Consider the following 15,858-nt stretch of genomic DNA (forward strand, 5'->3'; position numbering starts at 1 on the left):
GATTGGAGCAACCATGCCAGGCGTTACCCGACTTTCGGTCCGCAATATCCGCAAGAGCTTCGGCACGCACGAGGTCTTGCGCGGCATTTCCCTCGATGCCGAGGACGGCGATGTGATCTCGCTGCTCGGCGCCTCCGGCTCCGGCAAATCGACGTTCCTGCGCTGCATCAACATGCTCGAAACCGCGAGCGACGGCGAGATCTGGGTCGACGGCGAGCATATTGAGATGGTGCACAAGAATGGGCGCAGCAAGCCGGCGAGCCAGAAGCAGGTGGACCATATCCGCTCCGAACTCGGCATGGTGTTCCAGTCCTTCAATCTCTGGTCCCACATGACGATCCTGCAGAACGTCATCGAGGGCCCGATCCATGTGCTGAAGCGGCCGCGCGCCGACTGTATCGCCGAGGCCGAGGCGCTGCTCGAAAAGGTCGGCATCGCCGACAAGCGCCACGCCTATCCCGCCCATCTCTCCGGCGGCCAGCAGCAGCGCGCCGCGATCGCGCGCGCCTTGGCGATGAAGCCGAAGGTCATGCTGTTCGACGAGCCGACATCGGCGCTCGATCCGGAACTGGTCGGCGAGGTGCTGCGCGTCATGCGCGCGCTTGCCGAGGAAGGCATGACCATGCTCGTCGTTACCCACGAGATGAGCTTTGCCCGCAACGTCTCGAATCGCGTCGTCTTCATGCGCGAGGGCCTGATCGAAAGCAGCGGCAAGCCGGATGAGATGTTTGCCGGCGGCGCCACACCCGCCTTCCGTCAGTTCATCGGCCATTTCGGGACAGGTCAATGACCGTCATCATCGATAAGGTGCTGACCTGGCGCGATGTCGAGCGCGTCGGGGCAGGGGAGGCGCTTGCGCTTTCGCCTGCCGCCTGGAGCCGGGTCGAGCAGGCAAGCCGCATCGTCGCCCGCATTGTCGAGACCGGCGTGCGCGCCTATGGCATCAACACCGGCGTCGGGGCGCTCGCCGATACCGTGGTCGATCGGACCTCGCAGAGCCTGTTGTCCCGCAGCATCGTGCTCAGCCATGCCTGCGGCGTCGGGCCGTTACTTGATGCCCGCGCGGTGCGGGCCATCATCGCTGCTCAGATCGCCAATTTCGCCCATGGCCATTCCGGCGTGCGGCGCGAGATCGTCCAGCATCTCACAGCCCTGCTGGCGCATGACTGCGTTCCCGACGTGCCGTCGAAAGGTTCGGCTGGTTATCTCACCCACAATGCCCATACGGCGCTCGTGCTGATCGGCGAAGGCAGCGCCACGCTCGCCGGCCGCCGCATGGACGGCCGCGAGGCGCTTGCGGCGATCGGCCTTGCTCCGCTGGTGCTTGGCGCCAAGGAGGGCTTGAGCCTTGTCAACGGCACGGCCTGCGCCACCGGCCTGATGGCTGTCGCCCTTTCCCGCTCCGAGCGGCTGCTCGACTGGGCCGATGCCATTGCGGCGCTGACGCTGGAAGCGGCTGGCTGCCAGATCGCCGCCTTCGACGAGGCGGTGCTGGCGCTTCGGCCGTCTGCCGGCATCGAAAAGGTGGGCGCTGCGCTGCGCGCTCGGCTGCAGGGTAGCGGGCTTGTCGCCGCCGCCTTTGGCCGGCGCACCCAGGATGCGCTGAGCCTGCGGTCGGTGCCGCATGCCCATGGCGGGGCCCGCGACGTCTTCGACAATTCCGCCCGTATCGCCGATCAGGAACTGGCCTCGGTGACCGACAATCCGGCCGTCTCAGGCACTCCGGAAGAACCCGTCGTCTCCTCCGAGGCGCATGCGGTCGCCCCGGCGCTGGGGCAGGCGGCCGATGGTCTTGCCATTGCATTGGCGCAGATCGGCGCGATCAGCGAAAGGCGCATGGACCGGCTGGTCAATCCGCTGGTGAGCGGTCTGCCGCCCTTTCTCGCAAGCGATGCCGGCAGCCATTCCGGCTTCATGATCGCGCAATATACCGCAGCAGCGCTGAGCAACGAGAACCGCCGCCTTGCCGCGCCTGCGGCGATGGACGGCGGCCTGACCTCGGGGCTGCAGGAGGATTTTCTCGCCCATCCCTCAGCTGCCGCCGGCAAACTGCTCGCCGTCATCGACAATGCCGAATATATCCTCGCGATCGAGCTGATGGCTGCGGCCCAGGCGCATGATTTCCTGGCTGAGACGGCGCCGCGGGCGCCAGGCACCGACCTTGTCTACAAGGCCGTGCGGGCGCAGGTCTCCCACTATGGCGATCAGCGGCCGCTCAATGGCGATATCGAAGCCGTGCGAAGCCTGATCCGCGAGACTGCGCCGCCGCCGGTAGGCTGAACGGGCAAACGGTCAGAAAGGCTTGCTGGTCTCGGAATCCAGCTTGGGTTTTCCGCCGGCTTCAAGACGTTTGAGGCATTGATCATAGGTCGGATAGAGCTGGTCCACCCGCGAGAGCGGCAGCGTCCAGTCGCCTTCGTCGCCGGCAAAGGTCAGTTGCACGTCAGGGGTTCCGGAGAAGGAATTCTTGATGATCTTCTTCAGCCCGGCGCTTCCCTTGCTGCCCGGAGGCCAGAGGCGAAGCGTGTTCCTGTCGAAGAACTGCGCGGCAACCACTTTCGTCTGTGTGCGATCGGTCAGCGTCAGCTCGGTCTTGGTGTCGGCCGGAATATCCCACGTCTTCTTCGCCACCAGCCAGAAAGTCTCGGTGGTGCTCTGGCGGAATTCCATGGTCTTGCCGATTTCGCTGTCCCACAGCAGCCGGCAATAGGGAGGGCTCTCGCTTGCATATCCGACCGCCCATTGTCTCGCGCCGCCCATCCATTCGGTCTCGCCGAAGGCGGAGACCGGCTGCAGGGCGGCTGCCATCAGAACCATCGCGGTTACTATTTTCATCGCCGAAATCTCCAGGGCAATTGGGGTCAGCGATAGCAAAAGAAGGTTGAGCTTTTGCTACCGGCCTGTTGAAATCGGGCGGCGATCAGTCCGCCAACAACTCTCGAATGCTGCAAGGCCTTGAAATTACGGCTTGCCTTGCCGATCTGGCGGGGTGGAGATGTCATCAAGGGAGTTCGACGGCAGGCATGACGGAGGTTCAACGACGCGGTTTCCTGGCGAGGCTAAACGCCTATGAGCCACTGACGCTGATCATGCTGGCAGCGGTCGCCGGCGGGCTGTTCGTGCTGCAGCGGCTGACGAGCGAGGTCATCGAGGGCGAAACCTTTCGTTTCGACGAGGCGATCCTGCTGGGGCTCAGACGGCAGGGTGATCTTGCCGTGCCGATCGGCCCCGCTTGGCTGACCCATGCGTTCGACGACATCACCAGCCTCGGGGGCATTACCGTACTGGCGCTGCTGACGGTTCTCATCACCGTCTATCTCTTGCTCGACCGGCGCTGGCCGATCGCGATCTTCGTTTTTTCCTCGGTGCTATCAGGCTGGCTGGCGAGCACGCTCCTGAAGATCCTCATTGCGCGGCCGCGTCCCGATATCGTGCCGCATCTCATCGAGGTCAGCGATCTCAGTTTTCCCTCGGGGCACGCCATGGTCTCGGCGGTGACCTACCTGACGCTCGGCGCGCTCGTGGCGCGCACACAGCGCTATCGCTCGACGCGGATCTTCGTCATGGGCGCCGGCGTCTTCCTTGCCGTGATTATCGGTCTCAGCCGGATCTATCTGGGCGTTCATTATCCGACGGATGTTTTCGCCGGATGGTGCGCCGGCGCGCTGTGGGCGCTCGGTTGCTGGCTGATCTCGAAACGTTTCGTTCCAAGCCGCGCGCCCGACGAAGCCGAAAATGATGACGGCAGATAAGGCTTCAACGTCCTTGTGGCGCCACGTGCTCGCGGCGCCACAAGTGCTCGAGTGCGTGAGCGCTTAGGTGCGCGGCTTCAGATTTTCGGGGTCATAGATCGGCTTGTAGCCGACGCCGACAACCTCCACCGGGTAGCTCTCGGCAAAGTACTCGATATTCAGTTTGCGGCCGACCTGGCAATGCGACCAGGGCAAATAGGCCAACGCAATGTTCTTGCCGACCGTCGGGCCGTAGGCGATCGAGGTCGTGTAGGACCGGCGGCCGAGTTCATCGACCAGAACCTCTCCGGTGGCGGGATCGACAACCGGCAGGTTGCCGAGGGGATAACGCTTGACGCCCGACTTGTCGGTATTCTCGGTCATCACCAGCGTGCAGAGCATGGCCGGCTGGTGCTCACGCGCCTTGTATTCCAGATGTTTTGCCTTGCCGCGGAAATCGGCTTCCTTGACCTTCGGACGGGCGAGATCGGCTTCGATCAGGTTGTACTGGGTCAAGAGGTCGGCGTTCTGCAGGCGCAGGCTCTTTTCCATCCGGCGCGAATTTGCATAGGTTTCGACACCGAAAGCCATCACACCGGTCGAACGCAGCGCATCCCAGACGGCAAGGCCGTCTTCGTACTTCATGTGCAGTTCCCAGCCCTGCTCGCCGACATAGGAGATGCGGAAGGCGGTGACGGGCTTGCCGGCGATTTCGATCGGCTTGATCGCCGCAAAGGCGAAGTTTTCCTGATCGAGCCCGGCCGGATCGGCTACGACCTTCTTCAGCGTCTCGCGCGCGTTCGGACCCCAGATGCCGATCGTCACGAATTTTTCCGAGACGTCGGTGACGGTCACGTCAAGGCCGCGATCTTCGGCGACGCGCTTCATATAGTGCAGGTCGCGCGGGCCGGCATCGGCTCCGTTGACGAGCCGGCAGCGGTCGGCCATGCGGAAGACGGTGAAGTCGGCGCGAACCATGCCTTCGTCGTCGAGGAAGTGGGTGTAAACACCCTTGCCGATGTTGGCATCGCCGCCGACCTTGGCGGCGCACAGCCATTCCATCAGCTCGACATGATCAGGCCCCTCGATATCGACCATGTGGAAGTGGCTGAGATTGACGATGCCGCAATCCTCGCTCATCGCCAGATGCTCGGCATTCGACACGCGCCAGAAATGGCGGCTGTCCCATTCGTTCTCGCGAACCGGGACGCGGTCGGCATATTTCTCCAGAAGGTGCTCGTTGGCGGCGTAGCCATGCGCACGCTCCCAGCCGCCAAGCTCCATGAAATAGCCGCCAAGCTCCTTTTCGCGCTCGTAGAAGGGCGAGCGCTTGGCGTTGCGGCCGGACAGATAGGGTTCGCGGGTGTGAACGGCCGGGAAATAGATCTTCTGGGCTGCTTCGAAGCAGCGGCCTTCGATGAACTCTTCCGTCAACTGATGCGGATAGAAGCGGGCATAATCGATGCTGTTGTGATCGATTTCAGTCCGGCCATCGGTCATCCAGTCGGCGATCAGCTTGCCATAACCCGGGCCGTCCTTCACCCAGATGGCAACGCAATACCAGAGACCGCGCACCTTCTGGCTCTCGCCGCAGGATGCGCCGCCGCCGGCGGAAACCTGCAGCAGGCCGTTGAAGGAGTGACCCTCGTTATAGCCGAGTTCGCCGAGGATCGGCGTCAGTTCCATGGCGCGTTCGAGAGGTTCGATGATCTGTTCCATCTCGAGGTCACGTTGCGAGGGCGAAAGGCGCGCTTCGTGTTTTTCGAGAAGATCGCGCGGATGGCACATGCGCGGATTGGTGGCTTCGTAATAACCCCACTCGATCTGGCCGCCCTCGGTCGTCGCCGGATCGCCGGTATCGCGCATATAGGCGGAGTTGCCCTGGTCGCGCAGCAGCGGGAAGCCGATTTCCTTGCCTGTGCCTTCGAACTCGTTATAGGGACCGAAAAAGGTGAGCGGGTGGTCGACCGGCATGACCGGCAGGTCTTCGCCGACCATTTCCGCGATCAGGCGGCCCCAGAGACCGGCACAGACGATGACGTGGTCGGCCATGATGGTGCCGCGATGGGTGACGACGCCCTTGATGCGGCCGCCTTCGACGATCAGCGACTTAGCCGGCGTATTGCCAAATACCTGCAGCTTACCAGCCTTTTCGGCGGCATCGACCAGCTTGCCGGCAACGGTCTGCGAGCGCGGAATGACGAGGCCGGCATCCGGATCGTAAAGGCCGCCCATCACCTGATCTTCCTCGATCAGCGGGAACTTCTCCTTGATCTCGGAGGGGCTGACATAATGGGCGCGTGTACCGAAAGCGCGGGCCGAGGAAAGCTTGCGCTTGATTTCCTCCATCCAGGCATGGTCGCCGGTGCGCGCCACTTCGAGGCCGCCGATGCGGGCGTAGTGGCCCATCTTTTCGTAGAAATCGATCGAATATTGCGTGGTCCAAACCGACAAATAGTCGTGGCTGGTGGTGTAACAGAAGTCCGAGGCATGGGCTGTCGAACCGATGTCGGTCGGTATGCCCGACTTGTCGATGCCGACGATATCGTCCCATCCGCGCTCGACGAGATGATGCGCGATGGAGGCGCCGACGATGCCGCCGAGCCCGATGATGACGACCTTTGCCTTTTCCGGAAATGCTGCCACGTGCTGTTCCTTCTGCTTCCGCACGAATTAAAATTACCTAGCCGCGTTTGGCTTGCGCTGCGCGTGAGATACAGGAGCCATGTCAGCCTCGTGAGCGTGTCACACTTGCCGAAGCTGCATAGTTCCCAGAGCTCTCCCTCTCGAAGCTGGATAAGCCATTATGCATAAGGCTCATAATCGTCATTGGTCCTACGCCGTCGAGTAACGGCGTAATTGCGTCAGTCCGGATCGAGGACGAAGTTATTCCAGACAGAGCTCGCACGCCCCGATCAAGGCGCTGAAATCGCCTCGAGCCGGTCGATGTCCCCCAGCACGATATCTTCGGAAACAGGTTCGCGATTGTGCAGTCGGAACCATTCGGCCGCTTCGCGCACGCGGTCGCCATACGGCGAGGGATAAGCGCCCAGCCGGAGGACCCATTCCCGCACGGTCTCGCGCTCCATCCGCCCGGCCCGGTATCGCTCGCAGACGGTTTTCGCCGAGGCGACGAGATCATTGATGCTTTTCACACCTACTCCTCAATGCGTGGAGGGTTCTTCATCGTCGAGGAAGGACCGGATGCCGTCCCGCGCCACGACCGCCAGGAATTCGTCGAAGGCCTCCCGGTCGGTCGCAAAGGGTTCGTCCCAACGGATCAGATCCTCCGATTGGGTGACGACTTCCATCGTCCAGTCTTCATTGCTGCCGGAGGTCCGAAAGATGTCGACGAGTACCGTCACGCCGTCATCGGTGAATTCCCCCGCCAGTTCGGAGTGTTCAAACGTCTGCTTCTTTGCCATTCATCCGCCAGCGCCGGGAGGGGCGTCATTTTTCAGATATTCTTCATATTGGACCGTCTCGGTCTCGTCAGTGTCTATAGTAGCCGATGTCGATCTTGCCAAGCGAACGCCGGCGCCGCCGCCATTTTCCGCGATGAAAAACACGCCTCCATTTTCCAGGCTGCGCTTCATTTCCTGGAGAGTTTGCTCGTTGGGAAGAAGTTTTCCGGCCTCGAAAGCGGCAATCGTCGCCTTGGCCACTTGCGAGGCGGAAGACAGCTCCTCCTCGGACCACGCGATGAGTGCCCGCGCGGCGCGGCACTGAGCGGGAGATAGACACGGTGAACCGTCTTGCATTGAGACTCCGATCCTTGCCCTGGGTCAGCAATGAAGATGTGCCCGCAGGCCGCGAAAGCAAGCATGTGATGCTGAACGCCGGGCGGCCGCTGGTTTGCCTGACCTTTGACGACCTACCTGATTGGGTGAGGGCGAGGGTTGATTGACTGAGTATCTTCAAAGCCTAATTTAGGGCTCCCTTATCTCGCCCGGGAGGAAACGATGCGCGAGCCAGATATGCAGAAACTCGATGCCCTTGTCGGTCGTCTCGTTGGCGACGTCGGCGCCGCCATGTCGGGCGCCTTGGTCGTGCTCGGCGACCAGGTGGGGCTGTTCAAGGCGATGGCCGACGGGACGCCCTTGAGCGTCGAGCAGCTTGCCGCGAAAACGGGGGTGAAGGAGCGCTACCTCAGGGAATGGCTGAGCGCCCAGGCCGCCGCCGATTATGTCACTTACGACGAAAAAACCGATCGTTTCAGCCTGACGCCGGAACAGGCGATGGTCTTCGCCGAGGAAAACAGCCCCGCCTTTTTCGTAGGCGCCTTCGAGGTCGTCCAATCCATGTGGATGGACGAAGCAAAGGTCGCCGAAGCCTTCCGCACCGGCAAGGGTCTCGGCTGGCATGAACACAGCACCTGCCTGTTCCGGGGAACCGAGCGGTTCTTCCGGCCGGGCTACAACAGCCATCTCGTCAACGAATGGATTCCCGCACTTGCCGAGATGGAGGAGAAGCTGAAGGCCGGCGCCAGCGTCGCGGATGTCGGCTGCGGTCACGGCGCCTCGACCATTCTGATGGCGCAGGCCTACCCCGCCTCGCATTTTACCGGCTTCGACTATCACGGCCCATCGATCGAAAGGGCAAGGGCCGCCGCCAAAGAGGCCGGAGTGGCCGATCGCGTGACGTTCGAACAGGGCAAGGCGGCCGAATTTCCGGGGCACGGTTACGATATGGTCGCCATGTTCGACTGCCTTCACGATATGGGTGATCCGGTCGGCGCCGGGCGTCACGTCAAGGAGACGCTTGCCCCGAACGGCACCTGGCTGATCGTCGAGCCCTTTGCCCATGACCATCTGAAGGACAACCTCAATCCTGTCGGCCGCGTCTATTACGGCGCCTCAACGATGATCTGCACGCCGGCGTCACTCTCCCAGGAGGTGGGGCTCGGGCTCGGCGCCCAGGCGGGAGAAATGAAGCTGCGCAAGGTCGCGCTCGACGCCGGATTCACCCATTTCCGTCGGGCGACGGAAACGCCGTTCAACATGGTCTTCGAGGTTCGGGCCTGACAGAACAAAGCGGCTATCTCGGCTTACCGATGCTGGCATACATGCCGGTCGTGCGGAATTCGGTGGGATTGGTGCCGTAAACGCGGCGGAAGACCTTCGAGAAATAATTGGCATCCTCGAAGCCGCACATGATGGCGACTTCCTTGACCGGCAGGAAGTCTGCCTTGGTCAGAAGCTTGACGGCGCGCTGCAGCCGCTGCTGCAGCACGAATTCGGCCGGCGGCATGCCCTCGCTCTCGGCGAAGCTGCGCGAGAAATGCGCGCGGCTGAGGCCGACAATGCCGGCAAGCTCGCTGACCGGCAGCGGCTTGTCGAGATTGGCATTGATATGGTCGATTACCGGCTGCATCAAACTGAGCTCGGCGGCAAAGGCCGGGGAGGCGAAGACGTCGTCATAGAGCGCCATCGCCGCTTCATAGGCGATCGCCGAGGCCGCCCCCGGCGAGGTCGCGCCCTTTACGAGTCGCAGGCTGCAATCGGCCAGATGATCGACCGTCGCGGGCTGCAGCTTCAGCACCGGTCCGGCGGTCGAAAGCACCAGCTGGTGAATGCGCAGCGTCTCCTCGCCGTTCATCGAGATCCAGAAATATTCCCAGCGCTCGCCCTTCTCCAGCCAATAGCGGTGGTTATGCGGGACGAGCACCAGCAGTGTGTCGCCGCCCTGCAGGCGATAGTTGCGGTTCTGGTAGCGCAGCCGGCCGCTGCCGCTGATCGTGTGCTGCAGTACGGTGAAAGGCGTTTGGCCGCGCCTGCGGCCATCCCAGTCATAGGTCTCATTCTCGCGCACTTCATAGCCGGCACTGGTCGGCATGGCATGCAATCGCTGGCGGCCGCGGGGCAGCGAAACCGTCCTCATCGACTGTCCATTAGCAATCAAATCCTGCAGCACAAAATTACCCCTGAAAGCATAATCCTTCTCTGTTCGGCCTGCCGATTTCGGGCATAATCCCGCTCGACAAGCAAGAAGGGACCACGGCCGAGAGAGCGGCCGGGAGGAAAACAGGCAGTTTTACGGCTTTTCCAACCACATGCGCCGGCATGCGGCCTGATCCTCCATTTCAATCTTTTCTCTAGCATTCGATTGGGTCGAGGTGAAGATCATGAGTTTCAAAATCGCTATCATCGGTGCGGGCAGCGTCGGTTTCACCAAGAAGCTGTTCACCGACATATTGTGCGTTCCGGAGTTTCGCGACATCGAATTCGCGCTGACGGATATCAGCGAACATAATCTCGAGATGATCAAGGCGATCCTTGACCGAGTCGTCGAGGCAAACAAGCTGCCGACCAGGGTGACGGCGACAACGGACCGGCGCAAGGCGCTGGAAGGTGCACGTTATATCATCAGCTGCGTCAGGGTCGGCGGGCTCGAAGCCTATGCCGACGATATCAGGATCCCGCTGAAATACGGCATCGACCAGTGTGTCGGTGACACGATCTGCGCCGGCGGCATTCTCTATGGCCAGCGCAACATCCCCGTCATTCTCGACTTCTGCAAGGATATAAGAGAGGTCGCCGAACCGGGTGCCAAATTCCTGAATTATGCCAATCCGATGGCGATGAACACCTGGGCGGCGATCGAATACGGCAAAGTCGACACCGTCGGCCTGTGCCACGGCGTCCAGCATGGCGCCGAACAGATCGCCGAGGTGCTCGGTGCCAAGTCGGTGCGCGAGCTGGATTACATCTGCTCCGGCATCAACCATCAGACCTGGTTCATCGACCTGCGCCTCAATGGCCGCAAGATCGGCAAGGATGAACTGGTCGCCGCCTTCGAGGCGCATCCGGTCTATTCGCAGCAGGAGAAGCTGCGCATCGATGTGCTGAAGCGTTTCGGCGTCTATTCCACCGAAAGCAACGGCCACCTGTCGGAATACCTGCCCTGGTACCGCAAGCGGCCGGAGGAAATCACCCGCTGGATCGACATGTCCGACTGGATCCACGGCGAGACCGGCGGCTACCTCCGTCACTCGACGGAAACGCGCAACTGGTTCGAGACAGAATTTCCGCAATTTCTGGAATCCGCATCGAAGCCGATCGATCCCGCCAAGCGTTCGAACGAACATGCGAGCCACATCCTTGAGGGGCTGGAGACGAACCGTGTCTATCGCGGCCATTTCAACGTCAAGAACAATGGCGTCATCACCAACCTGCCGGCCGATGCGATCATCGAATCGCCCGGCTTCGTCGATCGCTTCGGCATCAACATGGTCTCCGGTGTCACCCTGCCGGAAGCCTGCGCTGCCACCTGCATCGCCTCGATCAACGTTCAGCGCATGTCGGTGCACGCGGCCGTGTCGGGCGATATCGAGCTCTTGAAGCTTGCCGTGCTGCACGATCCGCTCGTTGGCGCCGTCTCGACGCCGGAGGAGGTCTGGCAGATGGTCGACGAGATGGTCGTTGCCCAGGCGCGCTGGCTGCCGCAATATGCCGATGCCGTGCCGGCCGCCAAGGAGCGGCTGTCGAAATCGAAGGTGCAGACCCGCGACTGGGCTGGCGCTGCGCGCCGCAACGTCCGCTCGATCGAGGAACTGCGCGCCGAAAAGGCAGGGCTGAAACAGGCCGTGTGAATGTCGTGAAGGACGGGTCGTCATGGGTCTCCGGGAGGGAAATCCATGACATCCAGCCCGCTTTCACATCGTGCGAGGAATGGAGCGGCGTGAACCGCGCTCCGAAACAGAGGGAGAAACGATGATGAATTTCCGCAAGACAAGCATTCTCGCCGGACTGGCGCTCGGCGTCTCCGTTATGGCGCTGAATGCCTATGCCTCCGAGGCGACCGTTCCGCCGGTGCCGCCGGAATTCCCGGCCGAAGGGAAGATCAACTATGTCGCGCGCGACTCCATCCTGGAGTTCAAGGCGCTGCCCGAATATCACGAGCCCGACTGGATCACCAAAAATTTCGTCTCCAGCGGCAAGCTGCCGGCGGTCAAAGACCGGCTGCCGAAGGAGCCGCTGGTCTTCAAGACCGGCAATATGCCCGACGGAACCGGCGTTTACGGCGATACGATGCGCCATGTCATCGGCGGCCGGCCGGAAGGCTGGAACTACGGCGCCGGCCAGACGCAGGGCTGGGGCGGCATCGATATCGGCCTTTCCGAATGCCTGACACGCACCGCACCGCTCTTCCAGGTGGAAGCCAAGGATACTGAGCCGCTGCCGAACCTTGCCAAGAGCTGGGACTGGTCGGAAGACGGCCATAAGCTGACCATGCATTTGGTCGAAGGCGCCAAGTGGTCGGACGGCGCGCCGTTCAACGCCGACGACATCATGTTCTATTGGGAGGACGAGGTCATCGACCCGAACGTCTCGCCCCTCGGCGGCGGCGCCTCGCCGGAAGCCTTCGGCGTCGGCACGACGCTGAAGAAGATCGACGACTACACGGTCGAATGGACCTTCAAGGAGGCCTTCCCGAAGCAATATCTCTACACGATGTCCTACCCGAACTTCTGCCCGGGTCCGTCGCATATCCTGAAACCCCAGCATCCCAAATATTCGAAGAACACTTACGACCAGTTCAAGAACGCTTTCCCGCCGGAGTTCATGAACATGCCTGTGATGGGCGCCTGGGTGCCGGTGGAATATCGCCCCGACGATATCATCGTCCTGCGGCGCAATCCCTATTACTGGAAGGTCGATGAAAAGGGCAATCAGCTGCCTTATCTCAACGAGCTGCACTACAAGCTTTCGACCTGGGCCGACCGTGACGTGCAGGCAGTGGCCGGGTCCGCCGATTTCTCCAACCTCGAGCAACCGGAAAACTTCGTGGCATCGCTGAAGCGCGCCGCGGAAAAGACCGCGCCCGCCCGGCTTGCTTTTGGTCCACGCCTGATCGGTTATAACCTGCGCATGAACTTCTCCGCCAATGGCTGGGGCAACCCGGACGAGCGCGGCCAGGCAATCCGCGAGCTCAACCGCAACGAGGACTTCCGAAAGGCCGTCAGCATGGCGCTGGATCGAAAGGCGATCGGTGACTCGCTGGTCAAGGGGCCGTTCACGGCGATCTATCCGGGCGGACTTTCCTCCGGCACCAGCTTCTACGACCGCAACTCCACCGTCTATTATCCTTTCGATCTCGAAGGCGCCAAGGCCGAACTCGCCAAGGCCGGCCTCAAGGATAGCGATGGCAACGGCATCGTGAACTTCCCGGCCGGCACGGCGGGCGGCAAGGATGTCGAAATCGTCATGCTGATCAACAATCAGTACACGACCGACAAGAGCCTTGCCGAAGGCGTCGTCGGCCAGATGGAGAAGCTCGGCCTGAAGATCGTCATCAATGCCCTCGACGGCGCCAAGCGTGACGACGCGCATTATGCCGGCCGCTTCGACTGGCTGATCCAGCGCAACACGACGGAGCTGTCGTCGGTGGTGCAGAATACCGAGCAGCTCGCCCCTGTCGGTCCGCGCACCAGCTGGCACCATCGCGCCGGCAAGGACGACCAGCTCGACCTGATGCCGTTCGAAAAGGAGCTTGTCGACGTCGTCAACAAGTTCAGGACGAGCCAGGACAATGACGAGCGGGTCGATCTGATGAAGCAGTATCAGAAGATCTCGACGGAGCACGTCAACACGGTCGGCCTGACCGAATATCCCGGCGCCCTGATCGTCAACAAGCGCTTCTCGAACGTGCCGCAGGGAACGCCGATCATGATGTTCAACTGGGCTGAAGACTCGGTGATCCGCGAGCGCCTGTGGGTGGCTACCGACAAGCAGGGCAAATATGAGCTGTTCCCCGAGCAGCTGCCCGGCAAGCCCGGCGACAAGGGTCCAATCAACTGAGATCTGTCGCCTGGACACGAAGAGCTGAAGCGCGTCGCATCGGATGCGACGCGCGGGAAGGGTTTCCTCCCAGCTGAAGTGAGTTCCGGGCCGCGCGTGCCGCGCGCGGCCTGATATGACCAACGAGCCGGCCGCGCCGACAGGAGCGACTGGCGGCAAAGCGAAGCGAACCGTCCGATGTTGCGATTCCTGCTCGTGCGCATAGCCTCCGCGATCCCCGTTCTCTTGATCCTGAGCGTGGTGACTTTCGCGATCATCCAGGCTCCGCCCGGCGACTATGCCGATTATATAAGATCCCAGCTGATCAACCAGGGCGGCGCATCCTACGCCCAGGCCGAGGCGCAGGCGCAGGCATATCGGGTCGAACACGGCCTCGACAAGCCGATGGTCGTCCAATATGTCAATTGGATCGGTGGCATCATCACCCGCGGCGATTTCGGCTACAGCATGTTCTACAACAAGCCGGTGGCCGACGTCGTCGGCGAACGCCTGCCGCGCACCTTGCTCCTGGCGCTCGTCTGCCACATCTTCGCCTCGGTGCTCGGCATCGGCTTCGGCATCTGGGCGGCGACGCGGCAATATAGCTGGATCGACAGCCTGCTCTCGGGCATATCCTTCCTCGGCATGACGGTGCCGCGCTTCCTGATGGCGCTGATCATCGTCTATCTCCTGGTTTTCCAGTTCAACGTGACGGAGATCGGCAGCTTCTTCTCGCCGCAATACGGCGGAGCGCCGTGGTCATGGGCGAAATTCGTCGATCTCGTCAGCCATGTCTGGCCGGTCGTGGCGATCGCCACCTTCGGCGGGCTCGCCTACAATATGCGCGTCATGCGCGGCAATCTGCTCGACACGCTGAATGCGCAATATGTCGAGACGGCCAAGGCCAAGGGGCTTTCCGGCGGCGCGGTGGTGATGCGCCATGCGGTGCCGAACGCGCTGCACCCACTCGTGATGTATCAGGGTGTCGTGCTGCCCTACATGCTGACCGGCGAGATCGAAACCGCGATCATCTTCGCGCTGCCGACCGTCGGCCCGGCGATCGTCGGCTCGATGGCAATCGGCGACGTCTATGTCACAGCGACCTTCATGATGGTGCTGTCGGCGACGCTGATCGTCGGCAATATTATCGCCGACATGCTGCTCGCTCTGCTCGACCCGCGCGTGCGCCAATACGGAGGAGCCTGAGATGCTTGCTTTCGACTCGTCCGACACGCCGCCGACCACCGAACCCGCGATCAGGAAGCCTGCGCACGGCAGCGAGAGTTATCTGGCCCTTGTCTGGCGCCGGCTGCGGCGCTCCTGGACCGGCATGGCTGGGCTGGTGCTTGTCGGGCTCCTGCTTCTGATGGCGGTCTTTGCCGATTTCTTCGCGCCGATGGACCCGAAGGCGACCGATGTCGGCTTCGCGCCGCCACAGGTGATGAGCTTCCACGACAGGGACGGCAACTTCGTCTTCCAGCCGCGCGTCTATGCGCTGTCGGATTCCGAGGAGCTCGATCCCGTCACTTTCCAGCCGATCGTTGGCGTCGACTACGACAATCCGCGGCTGCTCGGCTTCTTCGTCAAGGGCGCGGAGTACAAGCTGTTCGGCCTGATCCCGGCGAACCGCCACTTCTTCGGCTCGACCGATGGCCAGCCGGTGCACTTCCTCGGCACCGACAAGTTCGGCCGCGACGTGCTGTCGCGCGCCATCATCGGCTCGCGCATTTCGCTGATGATCGCACTGACCGTGGTCTTCATCGTCACGATCATCGGCACCACGGTCGGCATGGTGTCCGGCTATTTCGGCGGCACCTTCGATATCTGGCTGCAGCGTTTCGTCGAGCTGGTGCTCGCCTTCCCGCAGCTGCCGCTCTATCTGGCATTGACCTCGCTGATCCCGGTGACGGCGCCGACCAATGTCTTCCTCGCCTTCGTCATCGTCGTGATGTCGGCGCTCGGCTGGGCGCAGATGTCGCGCGAGGTGCGCGGCAAGACCCTGGCACTTGCGCGCATCGATTATGTCCGGGCGGCGATGGCCGTCGGCGCCACTGACCGGCGCATCATCATCCAGCATATCCTGCCGAACGTGATGAGCCACGTCATCGTCGCGGTGACGCTGCACATACCGAGCGTCGTGCTCTTGGAATCCTTCCTCGGTTTCCTCGGCTTTGCCGTCAAGCCGCCGCTGATCTCCTGGGGCCTGATGCTGCAGGACACGGCGACCTATTCGGTTATCGGCTCCTATCCCTGGATTCTCTCCCCCGTCGGCTTCGTGCTTGTCACCGTCTTCGCCTTCAATGCGCTCGGCGACGGACTGCGCGACGCGGTCGATCCTTATTGAGGTG

14 protein-coding genes are annotated in these 15,858 nt (G+C 62.1%); 8 read left to right on the forward strand and 6 right to left on the reverse strand.

The features are described from left to right. Nucleotides 1–13 precede the first annotated feature (13 nt). Complete coding sequence (locus tag GA0061105_RS14845; RefSeq protein ID WP_092751086.1) at nt 14–790, forward strand: ABC transporter ATP-binding protein; 777 nt, start codon at nt 14–16, stop codon at nt 788–790. Then, on the forward strand, nt 787–2,280 hold the full coding sequence (locus GA0061105_RS14850) for an HAL/PAL/TAL family ammonia-lyase (protein WP_092751088.1): 1,494 nt from the start codon (nt 787–789) through the stop codon (nt 2,278–2,280). Before GA0061105_RS14845 ends, GA0061105_RS14850 begins: the two co-directional genes overlap by 4 nt. A 12-nt stretch (nt 2,281–2,292) precedes the next feature. Here GA0061105_RS14850 and GA0061105_RS14855 read toward each other — a convergent pair whose 3' ends face one another. Further along, complete coding sequence (locus tag GA0061105_RS14855; protein ID WP_092751090.1) at nt 2,293–2,835, reverse strand: hypothetical protein; 543 nt, start codon at nt 2,833–2,835, stop codon at nt 2,293–2,295. A gap of 188 nt (nt 2,836–3,023) precedes the next feature. Here GA0061105_RS14855 and GA0061105_RS14860 point away from each other — a divergent pair, with 188 nt between their 5' ends. Further along, nucleotides 3,024–3,752 (forward strand): phosphatase PAP2 family protein, encoded by a 729-nt coding sequence (locus tag GA0061105_RS14860; protein WP_092751092.1) that lies wholly within the window; start codon nt 3,024–3,026, stop codon nt 3,750–3,752. Between the two features lie 63 nt (nt 3,753–3,815). On the opposite strand, the gene GA0061105_RS14865 is transcribed toward GA0061105_RS14860, so the two are convergent. The 4 genes from GA0061105_RS14865 to GA0061105_RS14880 form a co-directional block, all read right to left on the reverse strand. Further along, entirely contained in the window at nt 3,816–6,377 is a 2,562-nt protein-coding gene (locus GA0061105_RS14865) for a GcvT family protein (RefSeq protein ID WP_064695562.1), read from the reverse strand. Between the two features lie 269 nt (nt 6,378–6,646). Then, a complete protein-coding gene (locus tag GA0061105_RS14870; RefSeq protein ID WP_064695561.1) occupies nt 6,647–6,886 on the reverse strand; it encodes a hypothetical protein in 240 nt (79 codons plus the stop codon). A gap of 9 nt (nt 6,887–6,895) precedes the next feature. Next, nucleotides 6,896–7,156: a hypothetical protein gene (locus GA0061105_RS14875; protein WP_092751094.1), complete on the reverse strand. Its 261-nt coding sequence runs from the start codon at nt 7,154–7,156 to the stop codon at nt 6,896–6,898. Continuing rightward, a complete protein-coding gene (locus GA0061105_RS14880) occupies nt 7,157–7,492 on the reverse strand; it encodes a helix-turn-helix domain-containing protein (protein ID WP_092751096.1) in 336 nt (111 codons plus the stop codon). It abuts the gene before it with no gap. A gap of 201 nt (nt 7,493–7,693) precedes the next feature. On the opposite strand from GA0061105_RS14880, the gene GA0061105_RS14885 reads away from it, so the two are divergent. Further along, nucleotides 7,694–8,755, forward strand: a complete 1,062-nt coding sequence (locus GA0061105_RS14885; RefSeq protein ID WP_092751098.1) for a class I SAM-dependent methyltransferase — start codon at nt 7,694–7,696, stop codon at nt 8,753–8,755. A 13-nt stretch (nt 8,756–8,768) separates the two neighbouring features. Here GA0061105_RS14885 and GA0061105_RS14890 read toward each other — a convergent pair whose 3' ends face one another. Further along, a complete protein-coding gene (locus tag GA0061105_RS14890; RefSeq protein ID WP_092751100.1) occupies nt 8,769–9,611 on the reverse strand; it encodes an AraC family transcriptional regulator in 843 nt (280 codons plus the stop codon). Between the two features lie 244 nt (nt 9,612–9,855). On the opposite strand from GA0061105_RS14890, the gene melA reads away from it, so the two are divergent. The 4 genes from melA (at nt 9,856) to GA0061105_RS14910 (ending at nt 15,854) form a co-directional block, all read left to right on the forward strand. Further along, complete coding sequence (gene melA, locus GA0061105_RS14895; RefSeq protein ID WP_092751102.1) at nt 9,856–11,322, forward strand: alpha-glucosidase/alpha-galactosidase; 1,467 nt, start codon at nt 9,856–9,858, stop codon at nt 11,320–11,322. Between the two features lie 121 nt (nt 11,323–11,443). Further along, nucleotides 11,444–13,531, forward strand: coding sequence for an ABC transporter substrate-binding protein (locus GA0061105_RS14900; RefSeq protein ID WP_092751104.1), 2,088 nt, complete (start codon nt 11,444–11,446; stop codon nt 13,529–13,531). A 177-nt stretch (nt 13,532–13,708) separates the two neighbouring features. Then, a complete protein-coding gene (locus GA0061105_RS14905; RefSeq protein ID WP_064695554.1) occupies nt 13,709–14,716 on the forward strand; it encodes an ABC transporter permease in 1,008 nt (335 codons plus the stop codon). Nucleotide 14,717: 1 nt separating this feature from the next. Further along, on the forward strand, nt 14,718–15,854 hold the full coding sequence (locus GA0061105_RS14910; protein WP_092751106.1) for an ABC transporter permease: 1,137 nt from the start codon (nt 14,718–14,720) through the stop codon (nt 15,852–15,854). The last annotated feature ends 4 nt before the right edge of the window (nt 15,855–15,858 follow it).

Source organism: Rhizobium aethiopicum (assembly GCF_900094625.1).
In the GTDB taxonomy this organism is placed as follows: Bacteria; Pseudomonadota; Alphaproteobacteria; order Rhizobiales; family Rhizobiaceae; genus Rhizobium; species Rhizobium aethiopicum.

Excerpts from the sequence above, each read along its gene's own strand:
- GA0061105_RS14845 (WP_092751086.1), top strand. The coding sequence starts at position 14 with ATGCCAGGCGTTACCCGACTTTCGGTCCGCAATATCCGCAAGAGCTTC.
- GA0061105_RS14850 (WP_092751088.1), top strand. The coding sequence starts at position 787 with ATGACCGTCATCATCGATAAGGTGCTGACCTGGCGCGATGTCGAGCGC.
- GA0061105_RS14855 (WP_092751090.1), bottom strand. The coding sequence starts at position 2,835 with ATGAAAATAGTAACCGCGATGGTTCTGATGGCAGCCGCCCTGCAGCCG.
- GA0061105_RS14860 (WP_092751092.1), top strand. The coding sequence starts at position 3,024 with ATGACGGAGGTTCAACGACGCGGTTTCCTGGCGAGGCTAAACGCCTAT.
- GA0061105_RS14875 (WP_092751094.1), bottom strand. The coding sequence starts at position 7,156 with ATGGCAAAGAAGCAGACGTTTGAACACTCCGAACTGGCGGGGGAATTC.
- GA0061105_RS14880 (WP_092751096.1), bottom strand. The coding sequence starts at position 7,492 with ATGCAAGACGGTTCACCGTGTCTATCTCCCGCTCAGTGCCGCGCCGCG.
- GA0061105_RS14885 (WP_092751098.1), top strand. The coding sequence starts at position 7,694 with ATGCGCGAGCCAGATATGCAGAAACTCGATGCCCTTGTCGGTCGTCTC.
- GA0061105_RS14890 (WP_092751100.1), bottom strand. The coding sequence starts at position 9,611 with ATGAGGACGGTTTCGCTGCCCCGCGGCCGCCAGCGATTGCATGCCATG.
- melA (WP_092751102.1), top strand. The coding sequence starts at position 9,856 with ATGAGTTTCAAAATCGCTATCATCGGTGCGGGCAGCGTCGGTTTCACC.
- GA0061105_RS14900 (WP_092751104.1), top strand. The coding sequence starts at position 11,444 with ATGATGAATTTCCGCAAGACAAGCATTCTCGCCGGACTGGCGCTCGGC.
- GA0061105_RS14905 (WP_064695554.1), top strand. The coding sequence starts at position 13,709 with ATGTTGCGATTCCTGCTCGTGCGCATAGCCTCCGCGATCCCCGTTCTC.
- GA0061105_RS14910 (WP_092751106.1), top strand. The coding sequence starts at position 14,718 with ATGCTTGCTTTCGACTCGTCCGACACGCCGCCGACCACCGAACCCGCG.